This is a genomic window from Acinetobacter sp. TY2 (assembly GCF_046269225.1).
Lineage (GTDB): Bacteria > Pseudomonadota > Gammaproteobacteria > Pseudomonadales > Moraxellaceae > Acinetobacter.
On record NZ_JBJZOR010000022.1, the window covers coordinates 37,291 to 54,648 of the forward strand.

Consider the following 17,358-nt stretch of genomic DNA (forward strand, 5'->3'; position numbering starts at 1 on the left):
CCTCCGAAAGAAATTTTATGGAGGCTTTAAATGTATCAAAATATATTTTTAACACAGAATGAAATGTCCAAATATTTGGACATTTTTTCAGATGTTATTTAGAAATTTTCAAGCCTGATAACCATGAACGTAAAGATGCGGGCTTGAGTGGTTTTCTTAATAAAACGATGTTCAGCTCTTTTAAAAGCTGTGGTAATTCAGGATCAGAATCTGCGGTAATGAGTGCCACAGGCACATTTTCTTGACGGTTTCCAGTAATAAAATCGAGTCCGATTTTTTGGTTATTTAGATGCTGATCGACTAACCAAACTTGAATATTTTCCTGCTGAATAATTTCCAAAGCTTGTTCAGGTTCGGTGGCTTTAAACACCTGATAGCCCCACTTAGTCAGTAAAGTGCTCATACCTTCTAAAATGGTTTCATCATTGTCCAAGCATAAAATTTTATAGGCTTTGGTTTTCAGTGGTACGGCTTGTACAGGTGCGGCAATAATTTTAGGTGCAGCAACCACAGGCACTTCAATCATGAAGCATGAACCTCGCCTAATTTCTGAATAAACATGTACAGGATGATCAAGTAGTCCTGTCATACGTTGCACAATGGCAAGCCCAAGCCCTAAACCTTGTTCACCCCATGGTGAGGTATGCCCACAGCGTTCAAACTCTTGAAATAGTTTAATCCGTTGTTCCTCTGCAATGCCTGGACCTGTATCCCAAACACCGATACGGATATAGCCGAAACGATCTGATGCTCTTAATACGCCAACGATGACACGACCACGAGCGGTATAACGTAGTGCATTGCTGACAAAATTTTGAATAATACGACGAATCCATTGTGGGTCGGTATCTATCCAAAATTGAGCATCATGCACGTGAAAGCGAATTTGACGTTGTGCTGCAATTGATTTGAATTGTAATTCAAGGTCGTTGAGCAAGTCATGTAACGGATAAGGCTGGCGTTTCGGTTGAATCGTCCCACCTTCAAGGCGAGCAATATCAAGCAGGGCAGAGAGCATGCTTTCTGCACCATGTAAGGCACGATCTAATTGTTGTAATGTCTTACGGTCATCATCAGACTGAATACTTTGCTCAAGTGCGGTACTAAATAAGCGTGCTGCATGCATCGGCTGTAATAAATCATGGCTTGCTGCGGCAATGAAGCGACTTTTTGACATATTGGCACGGTCAGCTTGTTCACGTGCAAGTTGTTGTTCAGTTAAGGCATTTGCCAATTGTTGGGTACGATCGTGTACACGACCTTCGAGCAAAGCTTCATTTTCACGGAATGCGGTAATATCGGCAAATGTTGTTACAAAGCCACCACCTTCAATCGGATTACCTCGCATTTGAATCACGAGCCCATCTTTACGAATACGTTCAAATTCATGTGCACTGCCGACTTTCATCCAATGAATCCGCTTACGCACATGTTCCTCAATTGAACCCGGTCCACATTCACCACGTTCTGCGTTATAGCGAATCAGGTCTGAAATTGGACAACCGACATAGACCAAATCTTTTGGATAATCAAAAAGTTTTAAGTATTGATTGTTCCAAGCAACTAAGCACATATTTTCATCGACTACACTTACCCCTTGGGTCATGTGATCAATCATGGTCATGATGAGGTTTTGATTAAAACGTTGCCATTGTGAAGCCTGATCGAGAATATTGGCGACTTGACCAAGTGCTAAGCCATTATTCACCATTGCTGTCGTCAGTAAGGTACGGGCTGAAGCAGCACCAATGGTTCCTGCTAAATATTGTTCTGTGAAGCGCCACCACATGCCATTTGCACTACTATTTTCATTTAGTACCACATTGTTCATGGCGCAAAATTGTTGAAAGGCATGAATGGTTGGTCCTTCACCAGTAATACGTTTGGCAAGTGCAATTAAATCACCCACTTTTAAACGTGCAACATCATGATGTAAATAGCTAATTTCTGTTGATGCACTCTGAGCAGGAAGCGGTTTGGTTTCGTAGTAAAAGAAACTTTCCGCCTGAATTTGTTCTGCAATACTTGGACGATAGATACGAGATACCCAAATATATAATGTAATGTTGAGCCCAAGTGCCCAAATAACGCCGTGTGTGAGCGGAGCAAACGATTCAAAACCAAGTAAGGCTTCAGGTCGTAACCAATTGATTCCGAATGGACCCATCGCTAGAAACTGTTGCCCAATGACGCTATATTCGGAAGGAAAACTACGTAAAATAGTCGGTAGTAAAAGTGTATAACTCCATAAGATAAACCCAGTCACTAATCCTGCATAAACTCCTTGACGACTCCCACCACGCCAATAGAGCCCGCCAATGAGCGCGGGAGAAAACTGTGCGACAGCACTAAATGCTAATAAACCAAAAGTTGAAAGTTGATCAATATCATTAAAGAAATGGAAAAATAAGAAGCCAAGGAACATCACCGCAAGAATACAGACTCTACGGGTAAATTTAAGTACCTGAGGCAGTCTTTTATCATGTCGAGAAATAATATTAAAACGCCACAATGCAGGCATGATCAAGTCATTACTCAGCATGATAGATAATGCCACAGATGAAACCAACAGCATGCCTGTAGATGCTGAAAAGCCCCCTAAAAATGCCAATAAGGTTAGCCAGTCTTGGTTGTAACTCAGTGGTAAAGATAAAACTGCAACATCGGGAATAGACAGATATTCAGGTGCTGCATGCAATGCCCAACTTGCAATAGGAATAATGGCAACAATAGTTAAAATCAGATAAGCGGCAAACCAACGACGCGCACCACGGATATGTTTTTCATCACGTAATTCAACCACAGCGACATGAAATTGACGCGGTAAACAAATAATCGCTAAAGAGGCAAGTAGTGTTTGAATCCAAAAAGTTTCAGGCACACCAAAGAGCTGAACTTGATGAAATGTTTGTGTGACATCTTTTGAAATTTGAATAATATTTTCAGGTGCTTCAAAAATAAAAAATAGAGCAACACAGAGTAGGGCAAACAGTTTAACGAATGATTCAAATGCCACAGCAAGCATCAAACCGCCATGTTGTTCTGTGTTGGCAATTTGTCGTGTACCAAACATCATGGCAAGTATTGCAAGAACCGCTGTAAGTCCCAGTACGCCATTGGTTGTGGTCGAAACAACTTGAGTGTTGTGATCGAGCATGACCGATGCGCTGAGTGCAATAGCACGTAACTGTAAAGCCAAATACGGAATAATGGCAACTACAGCCAAAATGGTGACTAAAGATGCTAACGTCCCACTTTTACCGTAACGTGCTGCGACAAAATCGGCAATCGATGAGATGGCATGATGCTGTCTGACACGACCTAATCTACGCCAAATGTCATAGCCCAAACCGACAAAAATGAGAGGTCCAAGATAAATGGGTAGAAAAATAATCCCCTCACGAACAGCTGCTCCTGTTGCACCATAAAAGGTCCAAGATGAGCAATACACCCCCAGTGTTAGACTAAAGAGAAGCATTCGTCCACGTGTGCTTAATCGGCTTGCATGCTTCTCACCAAAGAATGCACAGACAAATAAAATGAGGATGTAAAGGGCTAGAACCCCAATAATCAACCAACTGTTCATAAGGTTTTACAGTATAAAGGATGGTCATAATGATACCGCATTGGACAGCATTGACATTGATTTTGAGAAAAATTTAACGACCAAAGTCTAAGTTACGTCCCCCCTATAACATTGTTAATTTTAGCGCAGTAAAAAAGATGAATAAAAAAGCAATCAGTGGACTGATGGCTTATCAAGGAGCAGCGTTATGGATGAGAAACAAGTAGAAGCGATTCTTCAAAATCCAAAGTTTAAGGAAATGGTTGCTAAAAAAAGAAATCTAAGCTGGACACTTACGGCAATTATGCTAGTTGTTTATGTTGGATTTATGCTTTTAGTCGGCTACAACAAAGAATTTTTAATGACCTCTGTCAGTGGTGGTGTAACGACTATTGGTATGCCATTAGGTCTGAGTATTATTGTTTTGTCTTTTGTACTGTGCGGCGTGTATTCATATATCGCTAATAACACACTTGATCAACTCAATGAAGATGCGATGAAGGAAGTGGAAGCGATCGCACATGAAAAAGGACAGCATTAAGATGAAATGGAATTCAATTAAAACGTGTGCGGCACTCGCATCAACTGCATTGTTGTCTACCGTTGCTCAGGCAGGTCCTGATTTAGGTGAAGCACAACAACAAGCAACCAACTGGCATGCGATTGTCATGTTTGCTATTTTTGTTGGTTTTACACTATTCATTACCAAGTGGGCTGCAAAACAAACGACAAGTACTGCGGATTTCTATACCGCTGGTGGTGGTATTTCAGGTTTTCAAAATGGCTTGGCGATTGCAGGTGACTATATGTCAGCAGCATCGTTCTTGGGTATTTCTGCACTTGTATTCAGCTCAGGTTTTGACGGTCTATTGTATTCTTTAGGCTTCATGGTGGGTTGGCCAATCGTATTGTTCTTAATCGCTGAACGTTTACGTAACTTAGGTAAATTTAACTTATCTGATGTAGTGTCATTCCGTTTGGAAGAAAAACCAGTTCGTACTTTGGCTGCAATTAGCTCGCTGGTTGTTGTTGCATTTTACTTAATTGCGCAGATGGTTGGTGCAGGTCAGTTGATCAAACTATTATTTGGTTTGAACTATAATATTGCTGTTGTTATCGTTGGTCTTCTAATGATGGCTTATGTAATGTTTGGTGGTATGTTAGCAACGACTTGGGTACAAATCATTAAAGCAGTAATGTTGCTGTCTGGTGCAACGTTCATGGCATTTATGGTGATGCATTCTGTTGGATATAGCTTTTCTGAAATGTTCCGTCAATCTATTGATGTATTTGCGAAAGTACATAATATGACGGTTGCAGAAGCATCTAACATTATGGGACCTGGTAAACTTGCGGCTAATCCACTAGATGCATTGTCTTTAGGTTTGGCATTAATGTTTGGTACAGCAGGTCTTCCACACATTTTAATGCGTTTCTTTACAGTTAAAGATGCAAAAGAAGCACGTAAATCTGTGGTTGTAGCAACAGGTTTCATTGGTTACTTCTATCTTTTAACTTTCATTATTGGTTTCGGTGCGATTCTTTTTGTATCAAACAACCCACAATTTATTGATGTAGCGAAAATGGCTGTGACTGGCAAGCTTGAGCTTGTTGGTGGTAATAACATGGCTGCGGTTCACTTGTCTGATGCGGTTGGCGGTGACTTGTTCATGGGCTTTATTTCAGCTGTAGCATTTGCAACAATCCTTGCGGTTGTAGCAGGTCTGACGCTGTCTGGTGCATCTGCAATTTCTCATGACTTATATGCAAACGTATTTAAGAAAGGTCAAACAACGCCTGAATCTGAACTACGTATGTCTAAAATTGCAACTTTAGGTCTTGCGATTTTTGCCATGATTCTTGGTATTATCTTCGAGAAGCAAAACGTTGCATTCATGGTTGGTTTAGCATTCTCTGTAGCAGCATGTGCAAACTTCCCAGTACTTGTACTTTCAATGTTCTGGAAAGGTTTAACGACTCGTGGTGCTGTTGTTGGTGGTGTTGTAGGGCTAGGACTAGCAGTAACACTGATTGTTCTATCTAAAGCGGTTTGGGTTGATACATTGGGGATCTCTGATACACCAGTAAACCCATTCAATGGTCCTGCAATCTTTGCAATGCCATTAGCGTTCTTCTGCTGCTGGTTGTTCTCTGTAACCGATAACTCGCCACGTGCACAAGCTGAACGTAAAGCATTTGATGCACAGTTTGTACGCTCACAAACAGGTATTGGTATCTCAGGTGCATCCGATCACTAATCTGACTCACTAAAAAAACACCTCATTTGAGGTGTTTTTTTATGTCTAAAATTGAAAGGTTTTAAACTGCTTAACCATACATTTTTCTCTTTTCGTTGAGATTTTAAATATGTTAAGTTGAAATCATTCAAATAAAACAAAATCTGATCAAAGATGAAAATAATCAATCACTTTTGGCAAGACTTAAAATTACTTCCTTCTGCTTGGCTGTTATTAGTACAGTTGTTAATTCTCATTCTGTCTATTTTTACTATAGAAAGCCGAACTTACCAGATTTTAAGTTGGGCAATGGGTGTACTTGCTTTATTGATTATTGCCAAAGTGATTCGAAATACGCCGACTTTTACAATGATGGGGCTGATTTTTGTTGGAGGAGCATTCATTTTTTCATCGCTGATGTTATTTGGAATAAACAATAATTATTTACAAGTAATTGCACATGCTTTTGAAGCATCGGCTTATTTTTGTGCGGCGTATGGTTTAATTCGTTATATGTTTGAAGACAAGTATTTAACCAAAGATGAATTGTTTGCGGCAGGAGCCGTTTTTACTCTTATCGCTTGGGGCTTTGCATTTCTCTATAGTATTTGTCAGTTATTGATTCCAGGAAGTTTTCAAAATCCAAATTTCGCAGGGGATTATCAGCGTTGGTTAGACTTACTTTTTTTGAGTTTTAGTCTTCAATCGGCAACTGGACTATCCGATTTAATGCCAATATTACCTGCCGCTCGTGTCATTGCCATGATTCAGATGCTTTGTGGTGTGATGTATTTGGCATTAATTGTATCGAGATTAATATCACTACATTATGTAGTACATAAAAGAGATTCGAGTGAATAATGGTAAATGGTTACATTTGCTAAACTGCTAAAAGCAACAATTTAAATTACAATTCTTACCGAACTCGAACGATTTTCTACAGAGTTCGTCTTTTTTCACATCTGTGAATGCCTTTTTGACTTTAAAAGTCTGTCCTTTAAATATAAAAACCTGGGGGAAATATGCCTTCCAAAAAAACAACTTGGTTTGATAACGTCAATCCAAATGTTTTCTTAAGTACCGTTGGAATTATTTTTATTTTTCTGATGGTTGTCATCTTTGCACCAAATGCATTTGAACTCATTACACAGCAAATGAAACAATGGATCACAGATTCATTTAGTTGGTTCTATGTATTATCTGTTGCGATTTTTTTAATAGTACTCATTTTTATTGCCATGTCTGAAATGGGCAAAATTAAATTGGGTCCAGATCATAGTCAACCTGAATACAGCAATGGTTCATGGTTTGCGATGTTATTTACTGCAGGCATGGGTATTGGACTGATGTTCTTTGGTATTGCTGAACCTGTGATGCACTATGTCAATCCACCGACAGGCGATCCACAAACAATTCAATCTGCACAACAAGCCATGAGAATTACCTTTTTCCATTGGGGTTTTCATGCATGGGCAATCTATGCCATCGTTGGACTGACACTAGCGTATTTTGCATTTCGTTATAACCTACCCCTTAAAGTACGCTCGGGCTTATACCCACTGATAGGACAAAAAATTTATGGTCCTATTGGTGATGCTGTCGATACTTTTGCAACTATTGGTACAGTTTTTGGTGTTGCGACAACTTTAGGTTTTGGTGTAACCCAAATTAGCTCAGGTTTAAGTTATTTGTTGGGTTGGGAAAGCACGATTAGCATGCAAATCATACTGATTATTTTTGTCAGTAGTTTGGCTTCATTATCTGTATTTTTAGGCTTAGATAAAGGGATTAAACGTTTATCTGAGTTGAATTTGCTCTTAGCCTTGCTATTGCTTGGTTTTGTTTTTTTCGCAAGTTCAAGTGTCTATATTTTACAAGGCACGATTCAAAATGCTGGACAGTATTTTTCCAATTTGTTTAGCATGACCTTTAATTTATATGCTTATCAACCAGGTGATTGGATTGGTGGCTGGACAATCATGTATTGGGCGTGGTGGATTTCATGGTCGCCATTTGTAGGGATGTTCATTGCAAGGGTATCCAAAGGACGTACGATTCGTGAATTTATTGTCGGTGTATTGCTTATTCCTACAGGTTTTACCCTGATTTGGATGGGCTTTATGGGTAATGCGGCTTTATTTAGCATTTTGGAGCAAGGGCACGTTGGACTGATTTCAGCAGTACAACAGGATTCTTCAGTGGCGCTATTTGAGTTTCTCACCTATCTTCCATTTGCGAGTATTTCTAGTTTAGTCGCTACGGTTTTGGTTATTTTATTTTTTGTGACTTCGGCAGATTCAGGTGCATTAGTGACAGATTATTTAACTGCAAAAACTGAAAACTCTCCAATCTGGCAACGTCTATTTTGGACAGCATTAATGGCAATTTTATCCATTATTTTGTTGGTTGTTGGTGGTTTAGGTGCTTTACAATCGGCGACCATGTTGAGTGCTTTACCATTTACTATCATCATGTTGTTGCTGTGTTGGGGATTGTTGAAATCATTGCGTCTAGATGTCACTAAAACGCAGGCTTTACAAGTGGCAAGAATTACGCCACGTGCTGTGCAAAATCCTCGGAGTTGGCAACAACGATTAGGACTGATTATGCATCATCCTCATCATCATGTAGAAGTTCAAAGTTATATTAATCAAGAGGTGATTAAAGCATTTGAAAGTGTACGTTACGAATTTAAACGTCGACATTTAAATGTTGTAGTGAAAGAGGTTGAAGATGGTCTTCAACTGAGTGTAGATCATCATGATGAATTTAACTTTATTTATAAAGTGATTGCACGCCCAACAGTTGCACCAAGTTTTATGATGAATGAACAACATCAAGAAACGGATAATTTTTATCAAGCTGAAGTGTTTTTACGAGAAGGCGGTCAAAATTATAATGTGATGGATTGGACGCAAGATGATTTATTGCAAGATATTATTGATCAGTATGAGCGTCATTTACATTTCTTAAATGTAGTTCGGAATTAATATTTTTATTAAGTAGCACAAAGCATAAAAAAGGACTCTAAATTAGAGTCCTTTTTTATTTCAGTATCTAAAGTTTAAAAATTAGAAACGGAATTTAGCATTTACGCCAACAGATTGAGTGTCACCAGCATAAGCAACAGTTTGACCTTTAGCTGCTTCGTAGTTTGCATTTACGTAGCTTGCACCAACTGCAATAGCAGGAGTGATGAAGTAATTTACATTTGCACCCCAAGCTGAGTCAGGTGTACCTTCGTAGCTTGATTCTGCATAAGAAGCGCCAACGCTTAACTTAGGCGTTAAGAATAGGTCAGTTTTGAATTGGTAAGCAGTGTCATCACCATAAATGATTGCAGATTCAAAGCCGATAGACATATTTGTATTATCAATACCGCCAACGTATTTAGCACGAGCAGTAACGGCATCTTGATCATCACCAATCGTTACAGCTTCAGCAGCAGCTTTCGCTACGCCGTTACCCATAACATTGAATGCATCAACAGCAGCTTGGTTTGCAGCACTTGTGTAACCTACAGCAACCAAAAAGTTCTGAGTAGGAAGTACACCAAGTTCTAATGCATAACGGTCGCCACTATCATCTTTAGCATTGTCATTCTTGCTATCTAAGATTGTGTGGCTATAAGACGCGCTTGCATAAGCAGGAACGAATTTAGTTGGAACATAAGCTTCAGCTTTAGCACCATAGTTGTGCGCAGTAATATCAATACCTTGAGTACCGATTTCACCATAGTTGTAAGCCAAAGATACATTTGATGCTTGGTTTACAAAAGCAGCTTCAGCAAGTGGACCTTTAGTTGCGTCAACATTTTTGAAGTAGTAAGTCCCTTGAAGACCACCAGTGAAATCTTTGTCATTTACAGTTGTATCTGTGTACTCAGATTGACCTTGTACTTCAAATTGATACGCTTGAGCGCCGGTCATGGCTAATAATAGAGCAGTGGCTAAACCGAGTTTTTTCATGATCATTTCCAAAGGTTGAAATGGGTTAAACGTGAGCCATTGTATTGTTACAAAATATTATATCAATGATGTTTAACAATATTTAACATTTGGTAATTGGCTTTAATTATGGTATTGCATAAAAAGTGTTCAAATAAAATTTGATTTGTCAACGAACATAAAACTTAAATAAGAACAAGAAGCTAAAGCTTAAAAAATAGATTGAAAGATGAAGGGTTGATTTTATTTTAACCATAATTTTTATTGTAAAAATAAATTTAATTTCGATTATTAATCGTTAATTATGATCATTAAATGAAGATAAACATCATTAATTTTTAAAATTTACGATCTTAAAATACATAAAAAATAGATTATGTTTATTCGCAATCAATTTTGCAATTGAACTGTGACAATATCAATGTTAATCGAATATTATGATAAGTAATTTAATTCTGATCAAATTAATCAACTTTACATAATCATGCTTTTTTCACATAATATTTATATCAAATATAGATTTATTTTCTATAAATGTTCTCCATATTTGTTTTTATATGCCCAGCTTTCCCCAAGGTTGGGCTTTTTTTTTGTCTAAAATTTGAGATTAGTTAAAAAATAAAGTTTTGATAAGTAAAGAATGCACAAAATAAGTGCATCAATATGGTGCGCAAATAAGTGAGCTATTAGGTGTGATTTATTTCAAAATGTAATATTTAGCATAAAAAAAATCCGAATTCGTTAAAATTCGGATTTTCTCGCCAAAATCTGAGGGAGAAATAAACATCCTGCTGAGGAAATATCTATTACTGCCCTAATGCGGTGCATTATGCACTATGATGTAGCATGTGTAAATATTATTTTTCCTGAGTTGAATAAAAAAAATAATTTTTTAATAAAATTTATAGTGTTAGCGGAAAACAATAGATTAAAATTCAGACTGAAAGAGAAAGTGAGAATTTTGCAATGTATCGTCATTTTATATTAATTATGGTTTCGGCTCTGCTTGGCGCATGTAGTTCAAATGTATCGATGAATCATCATTTAGATATTAAGGCAAATATGATGTATTCCACTCAAACATCTCGTGTACAAGAAATTCCACTATTATTCAATGAAGCGCAAACTCAAGCGGTTTTTGTCACTTATGATGGCATTCAGCTGAAAAGCTATGGTAATGATTTAACACGTGCACAAAGGGCTTATGTACCAGCGTCGACGTTTAAAATGCTAAATGCGTTGATTGGTTTGCAACATAATAAGATTGATCCAAATGAAGTGTTTAAATGGCAGGGCGAAAAGCGATCTTTCAAAGCTTGGGAAAAAGATATGACTTTAACTGAAGCAATGCAGGCTTCAGCAGTTCCTGTTTATCAGGAGTTGGCACGTCGTATTGGTTTAGATTTAATGCGTAGCGAAGTAAAACGTGTTGGTTTTGGTAATGCTGACATCGGTCATCAAGTCGATAATTTTTGGCTTGTTGGACCTTTGAAAGTGACACCTGAGCAAGAAGCTAAATTTGCTTATCAATTAGCAACCCAATCTTTGCCTTTTGATACTGCTGTTCAACAACAAGTGAAAGAGATGCTGTATATAGAAAGACGAGGTGATGCCAAATTATATGCTAAAAGTGGTTGGGCTTCGGATGTGAGTCCACAAGTCGGTTGGTATACAGGTTGGGTGGAGCAACCGAATGGCAAAATCACAGCTTTTACTTTAAACATGGAAATGAAAGAAGGGGATGATGCAACAGAGCGTAAGCAACTGACTTTAGATGTTTTAGATAAGTTAGGCATATTTTTTTACTTACGATAATTGTCACTTTTTTAAGCGGGAATGATAAAAGTAGACATCTCGCTTTTTTTAAATAGAATGTGTAGCAATAGATGTGGCTAAAATTCAAACATTCGTTTGTTTAGGCTTTATGTAGTGCTGTCCTCAAGAGATGATGACTATATAGAGTAAATCAGCATCATTCATTGATATTGAAAATTCGTAAATGTCAAAAAAGCTTTGAGTAGGATAGATATTATGACGAACGAATTACATTCAGAGCAAATAAAAGCCCGATTGTTAATTCTGATGCTTGTCGTTATTTTATCTATTATTTTTATTGCATTACCTCAAATTTTAGAAAGTAAACGCTATTATCAACAATCACAACAAACCTTAGTTGATATTCAAAATTTAAGAGTATTTGCAGAATTATCTAATAAAATTTCACGTGAACGTGCGCCTGCAAATAAAGCAATGTCGAGTGATATTAGTAACTTAGCGATTAACTTGAACGCATTGCAAAAATATCGTATTGAAGTCGATCAGCAAATGGATTTGACTGTTACGATGCTTGAAAAATCAGGATTTTATCAGTTAGCGCAACAAGTCGATGTTGAGTTACGGTCAGATTTACAAAGTGCACGCCATCAAGTAGATCGTTATATACATGCTGATCAAAGAACAACAACACAAATGAATGCAGCAATTTTTTCAATGTTTGGTGCATGGGATAGTTGTCGAAATATTTTTCAGCAATTAATTGCAGCGGCTAAGAAAAATAATACGTCTGTAAATGACTTTGCATCGATTGTTTTATTATTAGCAGATTTGCGTGATCAAGCAGGGCGAGTTGCATCAACTATAATGGCTCCCTTAAGCGCGCAACAGAAAATTCCTGAAGAAAATCACCTGAGTTCACTATTGGCACAAGAGCAAGCAAAATATTTGTGGCGTCTAATGGATTCAATGCAACCTGAGCAATTAAAAACACCCCAATATCTTGAATTGCATAAAAATGTTGAAGCAAATTTTTTGGGGCAGGGATTGTCAGCTGTAAATCGTTTAATTTCAGAAAGTCAGCACAATCAAACTTATTTTTTAACGCCAAATCAATTGACAGAATATATGGTAAGTCGTTTTTCAAGCGTGGTTGATTTACAAACTTATCTTTTAGAAGCACATGCACTTAATGCTCGACATAATATTCATATTGCTCAGCGTAAATTCTTTTTAACTTTATTTATTTCAATACTCTCTTTGGGTGTTGCGATTTTTATCATGATTTATACGCGAAAAAATTTATTTGAACCCTTAATTCAGGCACGAAATAGTATTGTTGCATTATCTTCTCAGGCCGATTTAGGTCAAGAGTTAAATAATTTAGCTCGGCATGATGGCAAAGAAAGTTTATCTGAGGCGATTGAAAGTTTAAAAAATATGTTGATTCAAAGAGATGCATTTGAAGAACAACTCAAAAATATGGCAAATACGGATCGCTTAACGGGTGTTTCTAATAGAACAGCTTTGGATGCTTATTTGAAAGACATGGAAATGCAACCACAACGCTTTCAAACTTTAAATTTAATTGTCGTTGATATTGATAATTTCAAAGCAGTGAACGATTGTTACGGACATTTTTTTGGTGATGAAGTGATCGTTGCAATCTCTTCTTGTTTAAAAAATAATGTTGCACATTCTGACCTTATTATTCGTTTTGGTGGTGATGAGTTTTTGATTTTATTAGAAAAAACTCATACGGATTGGATTATACAAATTGCAGAAAGTATTTTGGCAGATGTTTCCGCATTAGAGTTTGATTTACCAAGTAAAGTTGAATCAAATGAAAAACTAAAAATATCTGTGAGTATAGGTATTGCGAGTGGTGCTGAGAGTTGGCAAGCTCTGTTTATGAAAGCAGATCAATCATTATTTAAAGCCAAGGCAGGTGGGCGGAATCGACTCATTGTCTAATTATATTTAATATTTATAAAAATAGATATATATCAATGGTTTGTACGGGTGTGCTTTATTGGCTGCCTTTGAATTATAGAAATAGTATGTAGAAATTGTTTGTTTTTCTTTATTAAATAGTAATAATAATGATTCTTATTTATATTTAGATTTAAGTATTATGGAAATTAAGCTTAAACAAACTGCTTTAAATATTGCTATAAAATCAGTTTTGATCAGCTGTGTTTTATCACAAAGTGTTTTTGCGCAAGAGCAAGACAATGAAGCCGAAAATTATTCCTTACCTACAATTACAATTGTTGCTAATTCAGATAAGGATGTAACAGAAGGCAGTAAAAGTTATAAAGCTGAGTCATCTAGGACATCGTCTAAATTAAAACTCTCCTTAAAAGATACGCCTCAATCGGTGAGTGTGATTACGCGAGAGCAAATTGAACAGCGAAATCTCAATATTATTGATGATGTCCTTGCCGCTACTCCTGGCGTAACTGTGACGAAAAATGATAGTGAACGATCTAACTACTCGGCTAGAGGCTATGGAATTACAAATCGTCAAATTGATGGAATGCCTATTGGAGAAAATAGCCCACGAGTAGACAGTTTTTTCTTCGATAGAATTGAAGTGATTAAAGGAGCAGCAGGTTTAACTGGAGCAACAGGAAACCCATCAGCGACTATTAATATGATTAGAAAGCGACCAACAAAAGAGTTGTCGGGTTCTGCAGCTACATCGTTTAGTCGATGGGATACGATTCGAACAGAAGCGGATGTTTCTATTCCATTAACAAAAGATGGAAGTGTTCGGAGTCGTGTAATGGCAGCACATCGAGATGGCGAGTCTTACATGGATTATTATTCATTGGAGTCAACAGCTGCAATGGCGATGGTCGAAGCTGACTTTTCATCAAATTTAACAGGAAGTATTGGCTTCCAATATCAAGATAATCAGCCAAGAGGATCGACTTGGGGAACAGTCCCATATTGGTATCAGGATGGTTCTTTAGCAAACTTACCTCGTAATTTTAGTTTGGCGAATCGCTGGAATACAATTAGCCAAAGTGACAAAACTGCTTTTGCAGATTTAACCTATAAATTTGATAATAATTGGATCATAAAAGCTGCAGGCTCATATTCATTATCTAAGAGTTTTTGGTTGATGTCCTACGGCGGTTCTGGTTTTCCGAATCAAGATGGTACAGGTGTAGGAGTTTGGTCTACAACCTATCCTACTTCAGAATCAAAGAAAACAAGTTTAGAGCTGTATGCAAGTGGTCCGTTCAAACTGTTTAACCGTGAGCATGAGTTAGTAATTGGAGGTAATGGTTTCGACCGTTCAACAGATAGCCCTTCGGGTACTATAAACGGTATTGCAAGTGATCAGCTTACATGTACTAAAACAGTTAATGGTGTGAAAGTTCCATCAAATAATCTTGGAGATACATGTGTAATTAATGATTGGCGTACTTGGGATGGCAATGCAACAACAAAGCCTAGTTATACGGTAATACCGAGTACTAAAGATGCAGAACAGCGAAATTACGGCGTTTATACAACGTTAAAGTTAAATATGACGGAAGCATTAAAACTTATTTTAGGTGGTCGTTATAGTGACTATTCTGCAACGAATGGTACTAAAAGTGATGTTGAGACCGATGCTTTTACGCCGTATTTTGGGGCGACATATGATATTAATGATATTGTAACAGCATATGCAAGCTACACAGATATGTTTAATCCGAGCAGTAGTAAAGATCGTAATAATAGTTTCTTAGATCCAGAAACAGGTGAAAGCTACGAGGCGGGTTTAAAAGCGAGTTTGTTAGATGATCAACTGTTGGCAACAGCTGCTATGTTTTGGACAAAGAAAACCAATGTAGCTGTTCGAGATGAACAGGCAATTGCTGAAGGGATTAAAACCGATGATGGTGGTGATCCAATGAAGGCTTCAGGTGAAGGTCTTAAAATAGAAGGCTTTGAAATTGAAGCGATTGGTCGTATTACGCCAGACTGGAATATCACAGCAGGCTATACGTATGTTAATAGTGTTAGTTCGGAACAGGTTAAGGCTTCAACAACAATTCCTCAGAACCTAGTTAAAGTGTATACAAATTTTAAATTGCCTGAGACGTTGTGGACAGGTGCCAATAAAGTGAATGTCGGCTTTGGTGTGAATTGGCAAAGTGATGTTGAAAGTAAATCTAGCAGTGCACCTAAGAATTCCGATGGTTATGTTCGACAAGATGCGTACTTCTTAGCAAGTGCAAATGTTGGATATACATTTAGTGATTACTTCAGTGCAAACTTACAAGTAAATAATTTGTTTGATGAAAAGTATTATCAGCAAGTGGGTTTCTATAATGGTGTGTATTGGGGTGAGCCACGTAATGTCACCTTGTCTTTAAGAACTCGTTTCTAAGGCATAAATTAGATAAGTTATTTTTGAATACCAAACCTGAGTTTCAATAAAATTTTTAATTGAACTCGGGTTTTATTACGTTAGACGGATATGTTTTTTAAATATTGATTACTTTAATCTTATTAATGATCAATATAGGCATATTTTGTTTGATATTTCCAAATTAAGTTTTTGTTTAAAGCAAAGGTGTAAGGGCGAAAATAAAGTATTGAGTTGATTGAAATAGAATGTAGTCTAGTAGAAGATTTGAAGTTATAAAAATGAATGAATAGGGATAATGATAATGAGTGATTCATGTATTTTTTGTAAAATAATTAAAAATGAAATGCCGTGCCATTTGGTTGATGAAAACGAAGATTTTATGGCTTTTTTAACAATTTTTCCGAATACTTTGGGTGCAACGGTTGTGATGCCGAAAAAGCATTATCCAAGTTATGCCTTTGATCTTGAAGATGATGTTTTAACTGGTTTGATGCTTTATACCAAACAAATTGCTAAAAAGTTAGATTATTTTTTTGAGGATGTTGGTCGTACAGCGATGGTATTTGAGGGGTTCGGTGTGGATCATATTCATGCGAAATTATTTCCAATGCACGGAACCAAGCAAATGCATGAAAATTGGAAGCAAGTCAGTTCAAATGTCGATAAGTATTTTGACCAATATGAAGGTTATATTTCCTCGCATGATTTTAAACGTGCGGATGATGGAGAGTTGGCTAAGTTGGCAGAGGGGATTAGAGATTTTAACTAAAAAAGGAGCAAATTTTATTACTCCTTTAAATTATTATTTAGTCTTTTCAATCAAGTAATTGATGAAATTGGTACAAGCAACAAGCATGAATTTTGCATCTATATAACTTAAATCGGACTCTTCGAGCATTGCATGGCGGATACCATCTCCATTTGAGGTATAGCCGTAAAATTTGACAAACCCTTCTTTTAAGCTTTTATGCAAATCATATTTATTTTGAATAATAGCTAGGGTTTCTTGAAATCCAGCATTTTCTTTATTTGCGATAATTTTGCAAATACCCTCTATGGCTGAAATAGACTCTTTAATTGAATTTCGATAGTCAGGATTTTGTCGGTCTGACATCAATTTTAATGATTGATTTAAATGTTGTTGAACACCTGAATAAGGACTCGTATTTGCTAAAGCATTTTCGATGGATTGGATTTCTTGTTCGGAAGTGATTTCTGTAATTTGTTGTTCTATTACTCTGTATGCAGAGTTTTCTGCTTCTAAAGCATTATTTATTGCATGAATTAAATTACTTTGACTGTAGGCTGTTATATTACCGAAAAATGTAGTTCCTGTTTTATTTTGAATTATAAATTCAATTACATCATAAAAAGTGAACCATTCACTTTGATATACGCTGAATTATCAGGAGACTTTCCCTTGGGAGATTCTAGGCAGCCAACTTATAAAAGTCTTCGGCCATT

At 36.9% G+C, this 17,358-nt stretch carries 10 protein-coding genes and 1 pseudogene; 8 read left to right on the forward strand and 3 right to left on the reverse strand.

Annotation, left to right across the window (positions count from 1 at the left end; translation table 11 throughout):
- Positions 1–94: 94 nt before the first annotated feature.
- A complete protein-coding gene (locus tag ACK1JC_RS13065) occupies positions 95–3,586 on the reverse strand; it encodes a PAS-domain containing protein (protein WP_409512310.1) in 3,492 nt (1,163 codons plus the stop codon).
- A gap of 187 nt (positions 3,587–3,773) precedes the next feature.
- On the opposite strand from ACK1JC_RS13065, the gene ACK1JC_RS13070 reads away from it, so the two are divergent.
- The 4 genes from ACK1JC_RS13070 to ACK1JC_RS13085 all read left to right on the forward strand — a co-directional run bounded on the left by ACK1JC_RS13070 (position 3,774) and on the right by ACK1JC_RS13085 (position 8,792).
- Positions 3,774–4,106: a DUF485 domain-containing protein gene (locus ACK1JC_RS13070; protein ID WP_409512311.1), complete on the forward strand. Its 333-nt coding sequence runs from the start codon at positions 3,774–3,776 to the stop codon at positions 4,104–4,106.
- A 1-nt stretch (position 4,107) separates the two neighbouring features.
- Positions 4,108–5,823: a cation acetate symporter gene (locus ACK1JC_RS13075; RefSeq protein WP_409512312.1), complete on the forward strand. Its 1,716-nt coding sequence runs from the start codon at positions 4,108–4,110 to the stop codon at positions 5,821–5,823.
- Positions 5,824–5,976: 153 nt separating this feature from the next.
- Positions 5,977–6,663 carry an ion channel gene (locus ACK1JC_RS13080; RefSeq protein WP_409512313.1) on the forward strand — a complete coding sequence of 229 codons (687 nt, stop codon included), beginning with the start codon at positions 5,977–5,979 and terminating at the stop codon, positions 6,661–6,663.
- A gap of 161 nt (positions 6,664–6,824) precedes the next feature.
- Complete coding sequence (locus ACK1JC_RS13085; protein ID WP_409512314.1) at positions 6,825–8,792, forward strand: BCCT family transporter; 1,968 nt, start codon at positions 6,825–6,827, stop codon at positions 8,790–8,792.
- A gap of 81 nt (positions 8,793–8,873) precedes the next feature.
- Here ACK1JC_RS13085 and omp33-36 read toward each other — a convergent pair whose 3' ends face one another.
- Entirely contained in the window at positions 8,874–9,770 is an 897-nt protein-coding gene (omp33-36, locus tag ACK1JC_RS13090; RefSeq protein ID WP_409512315.1) for a porin Omp33-36, read from the reverse strand.
- A gap of 1,011 nt (positions 9,771–10,781) precedes the next feature.
- On the opposite strand from omp33-36, the gene blaOXA reads away from it, so the two are divergent.
- From blaOXA to ACK1JC_RS13110, 4 genes are all read left to right on the forward strand, one after another.
- A complete protein-coding gene (blaOXA, locus tag ACK1JC_RS13095; protein WP_409512321.1) occupies positions 10,782–11,564 on the forward strand; it encodes a class D beta-lactamase in 783 nt (260 codons plus the stop codon).
- Positions 11,565–11,780: 216 nt separating this feature from the next.
- Entirely contained in the window at positions 11,781–13,496 is a 1,716-nt protein-coding gene (locus ACK1JC_RS13100) for a GGDEF domain-containing protein (RefSeq protein WP_409512316.1), read from the forward strand.
- Positions 13,497–13,656: 160 nt separating this feature from the next.
- Positions 13,657–15,912, forward strand: a complete 2,256-nt coding sequence (locus ACK1JC_RS13105; RefSeq protein ID WP_409512317.1) for a TonB-dependent siderophore receptor — start codon at positions 13,657–13,659, stop codon at positions 15,910–15,912.
- A gap of 283 nt (positions 15,913–16,195) precedes the next feature.
- Entirely contained in the window at positions 16,196–16,663 is a 468-nt protein-coding gene (locus ACK1JC_RS13110; protein ID WP_409512318.1) for an HIT family protein, read from the forward strand.
- A gap of 33 nt (positions 16,664–16,696) precedes the next feature.
- Here the strand turns inward: ACK1JC_RS13110 and ACK1JC_RS13115 are convergent.
- A pseudogene (locus tag ACK1JC_RS13115) lies at positions 16,697–17,278 on the reverse strand (AbiJ-NTD4 domain-containing protein); the annotation flags it as partial.
- Between the last annotated feature and the right edge of the window lie 80 nt (positions 17,279–17,358).

What these genes read in the sequence shown, in the direction of transcription:
- ACK1JC_RS13065 (WP_409512310.1), bottom strand. Translation starts at nt 3,586, where the DNA reads ATGAACAGTTGGTTGATTATTGGGGTTCTAGCCCTTTACATCCTCATT.
- ACK1JC_RS13070 (WP_409512311.1), top strand. Translation starts at nt 3,774, where the DNA reads ATGGATGAGAAACAAGTAGAAGCGATTCTTCAAAATCCAAAGTTTAAG.
- ACK1JC_RS13075 (WP_409512312.1), top strand. Translation starts at nt 4,108, where the DNA reads ATGAAATGGAATTCAATTAAAACGTGTGCGGCACTCGCATCAACTGCA.
- ACK1JC_RS13080 (WP_409512313.1), top strand. Translation starts at nt 5,977, where the DNA reads ATGAAAATAATCAATCACTTTTGGCAAGACTTAAAATTACTTCCTTCT.
- ACK1JC_RS13085 (WP_409512314.1), top strand. Translation starts at nt 6,825, where the DNA reads ATGCCTTCCAAAAAAACAACTTGGTTTGATAACGTCAATCCAAATGTT.
- omp33-36 (WP_409512315.1), bottom strand. Translation starts at nt 9,770, where the DNA reads ATGAAAAAACTCGGTTTAGCCACTGCTCTATTATTAGCCATGACCGGC.
- blaOXA (WP_409512321.1), top strand. Translation starts at nt 10,782, where the DNA reads ATGAATCATCATTTAGATATTAAGGCAAATATGATGTATTCCACTCAA.
- ACK1JC_RS13100 (WP_409512316.1), top strand. Translation starts at nt 11,781, where the DNA reads ATGACGAACGAATTACATTCAGAGCAAATAAAAGCCCGATTGTTAATT.
- ACK1JC_RS13105 (WP_409512317.1), top strand. Translation starts at nt 13,657, where the DNA reads ATGGAAATTAAGCTTAAACAAACTGCTTTAAATATTGCTATAAAATCA.
- ACK1JC_RS13110 (WP_409512318.1), top strand. Translation starts at nt 16,196, where the DNA reads ATGAGTGATTCATGTATTTTTTGTAAAATAATTAAAAATGAAATGCCG.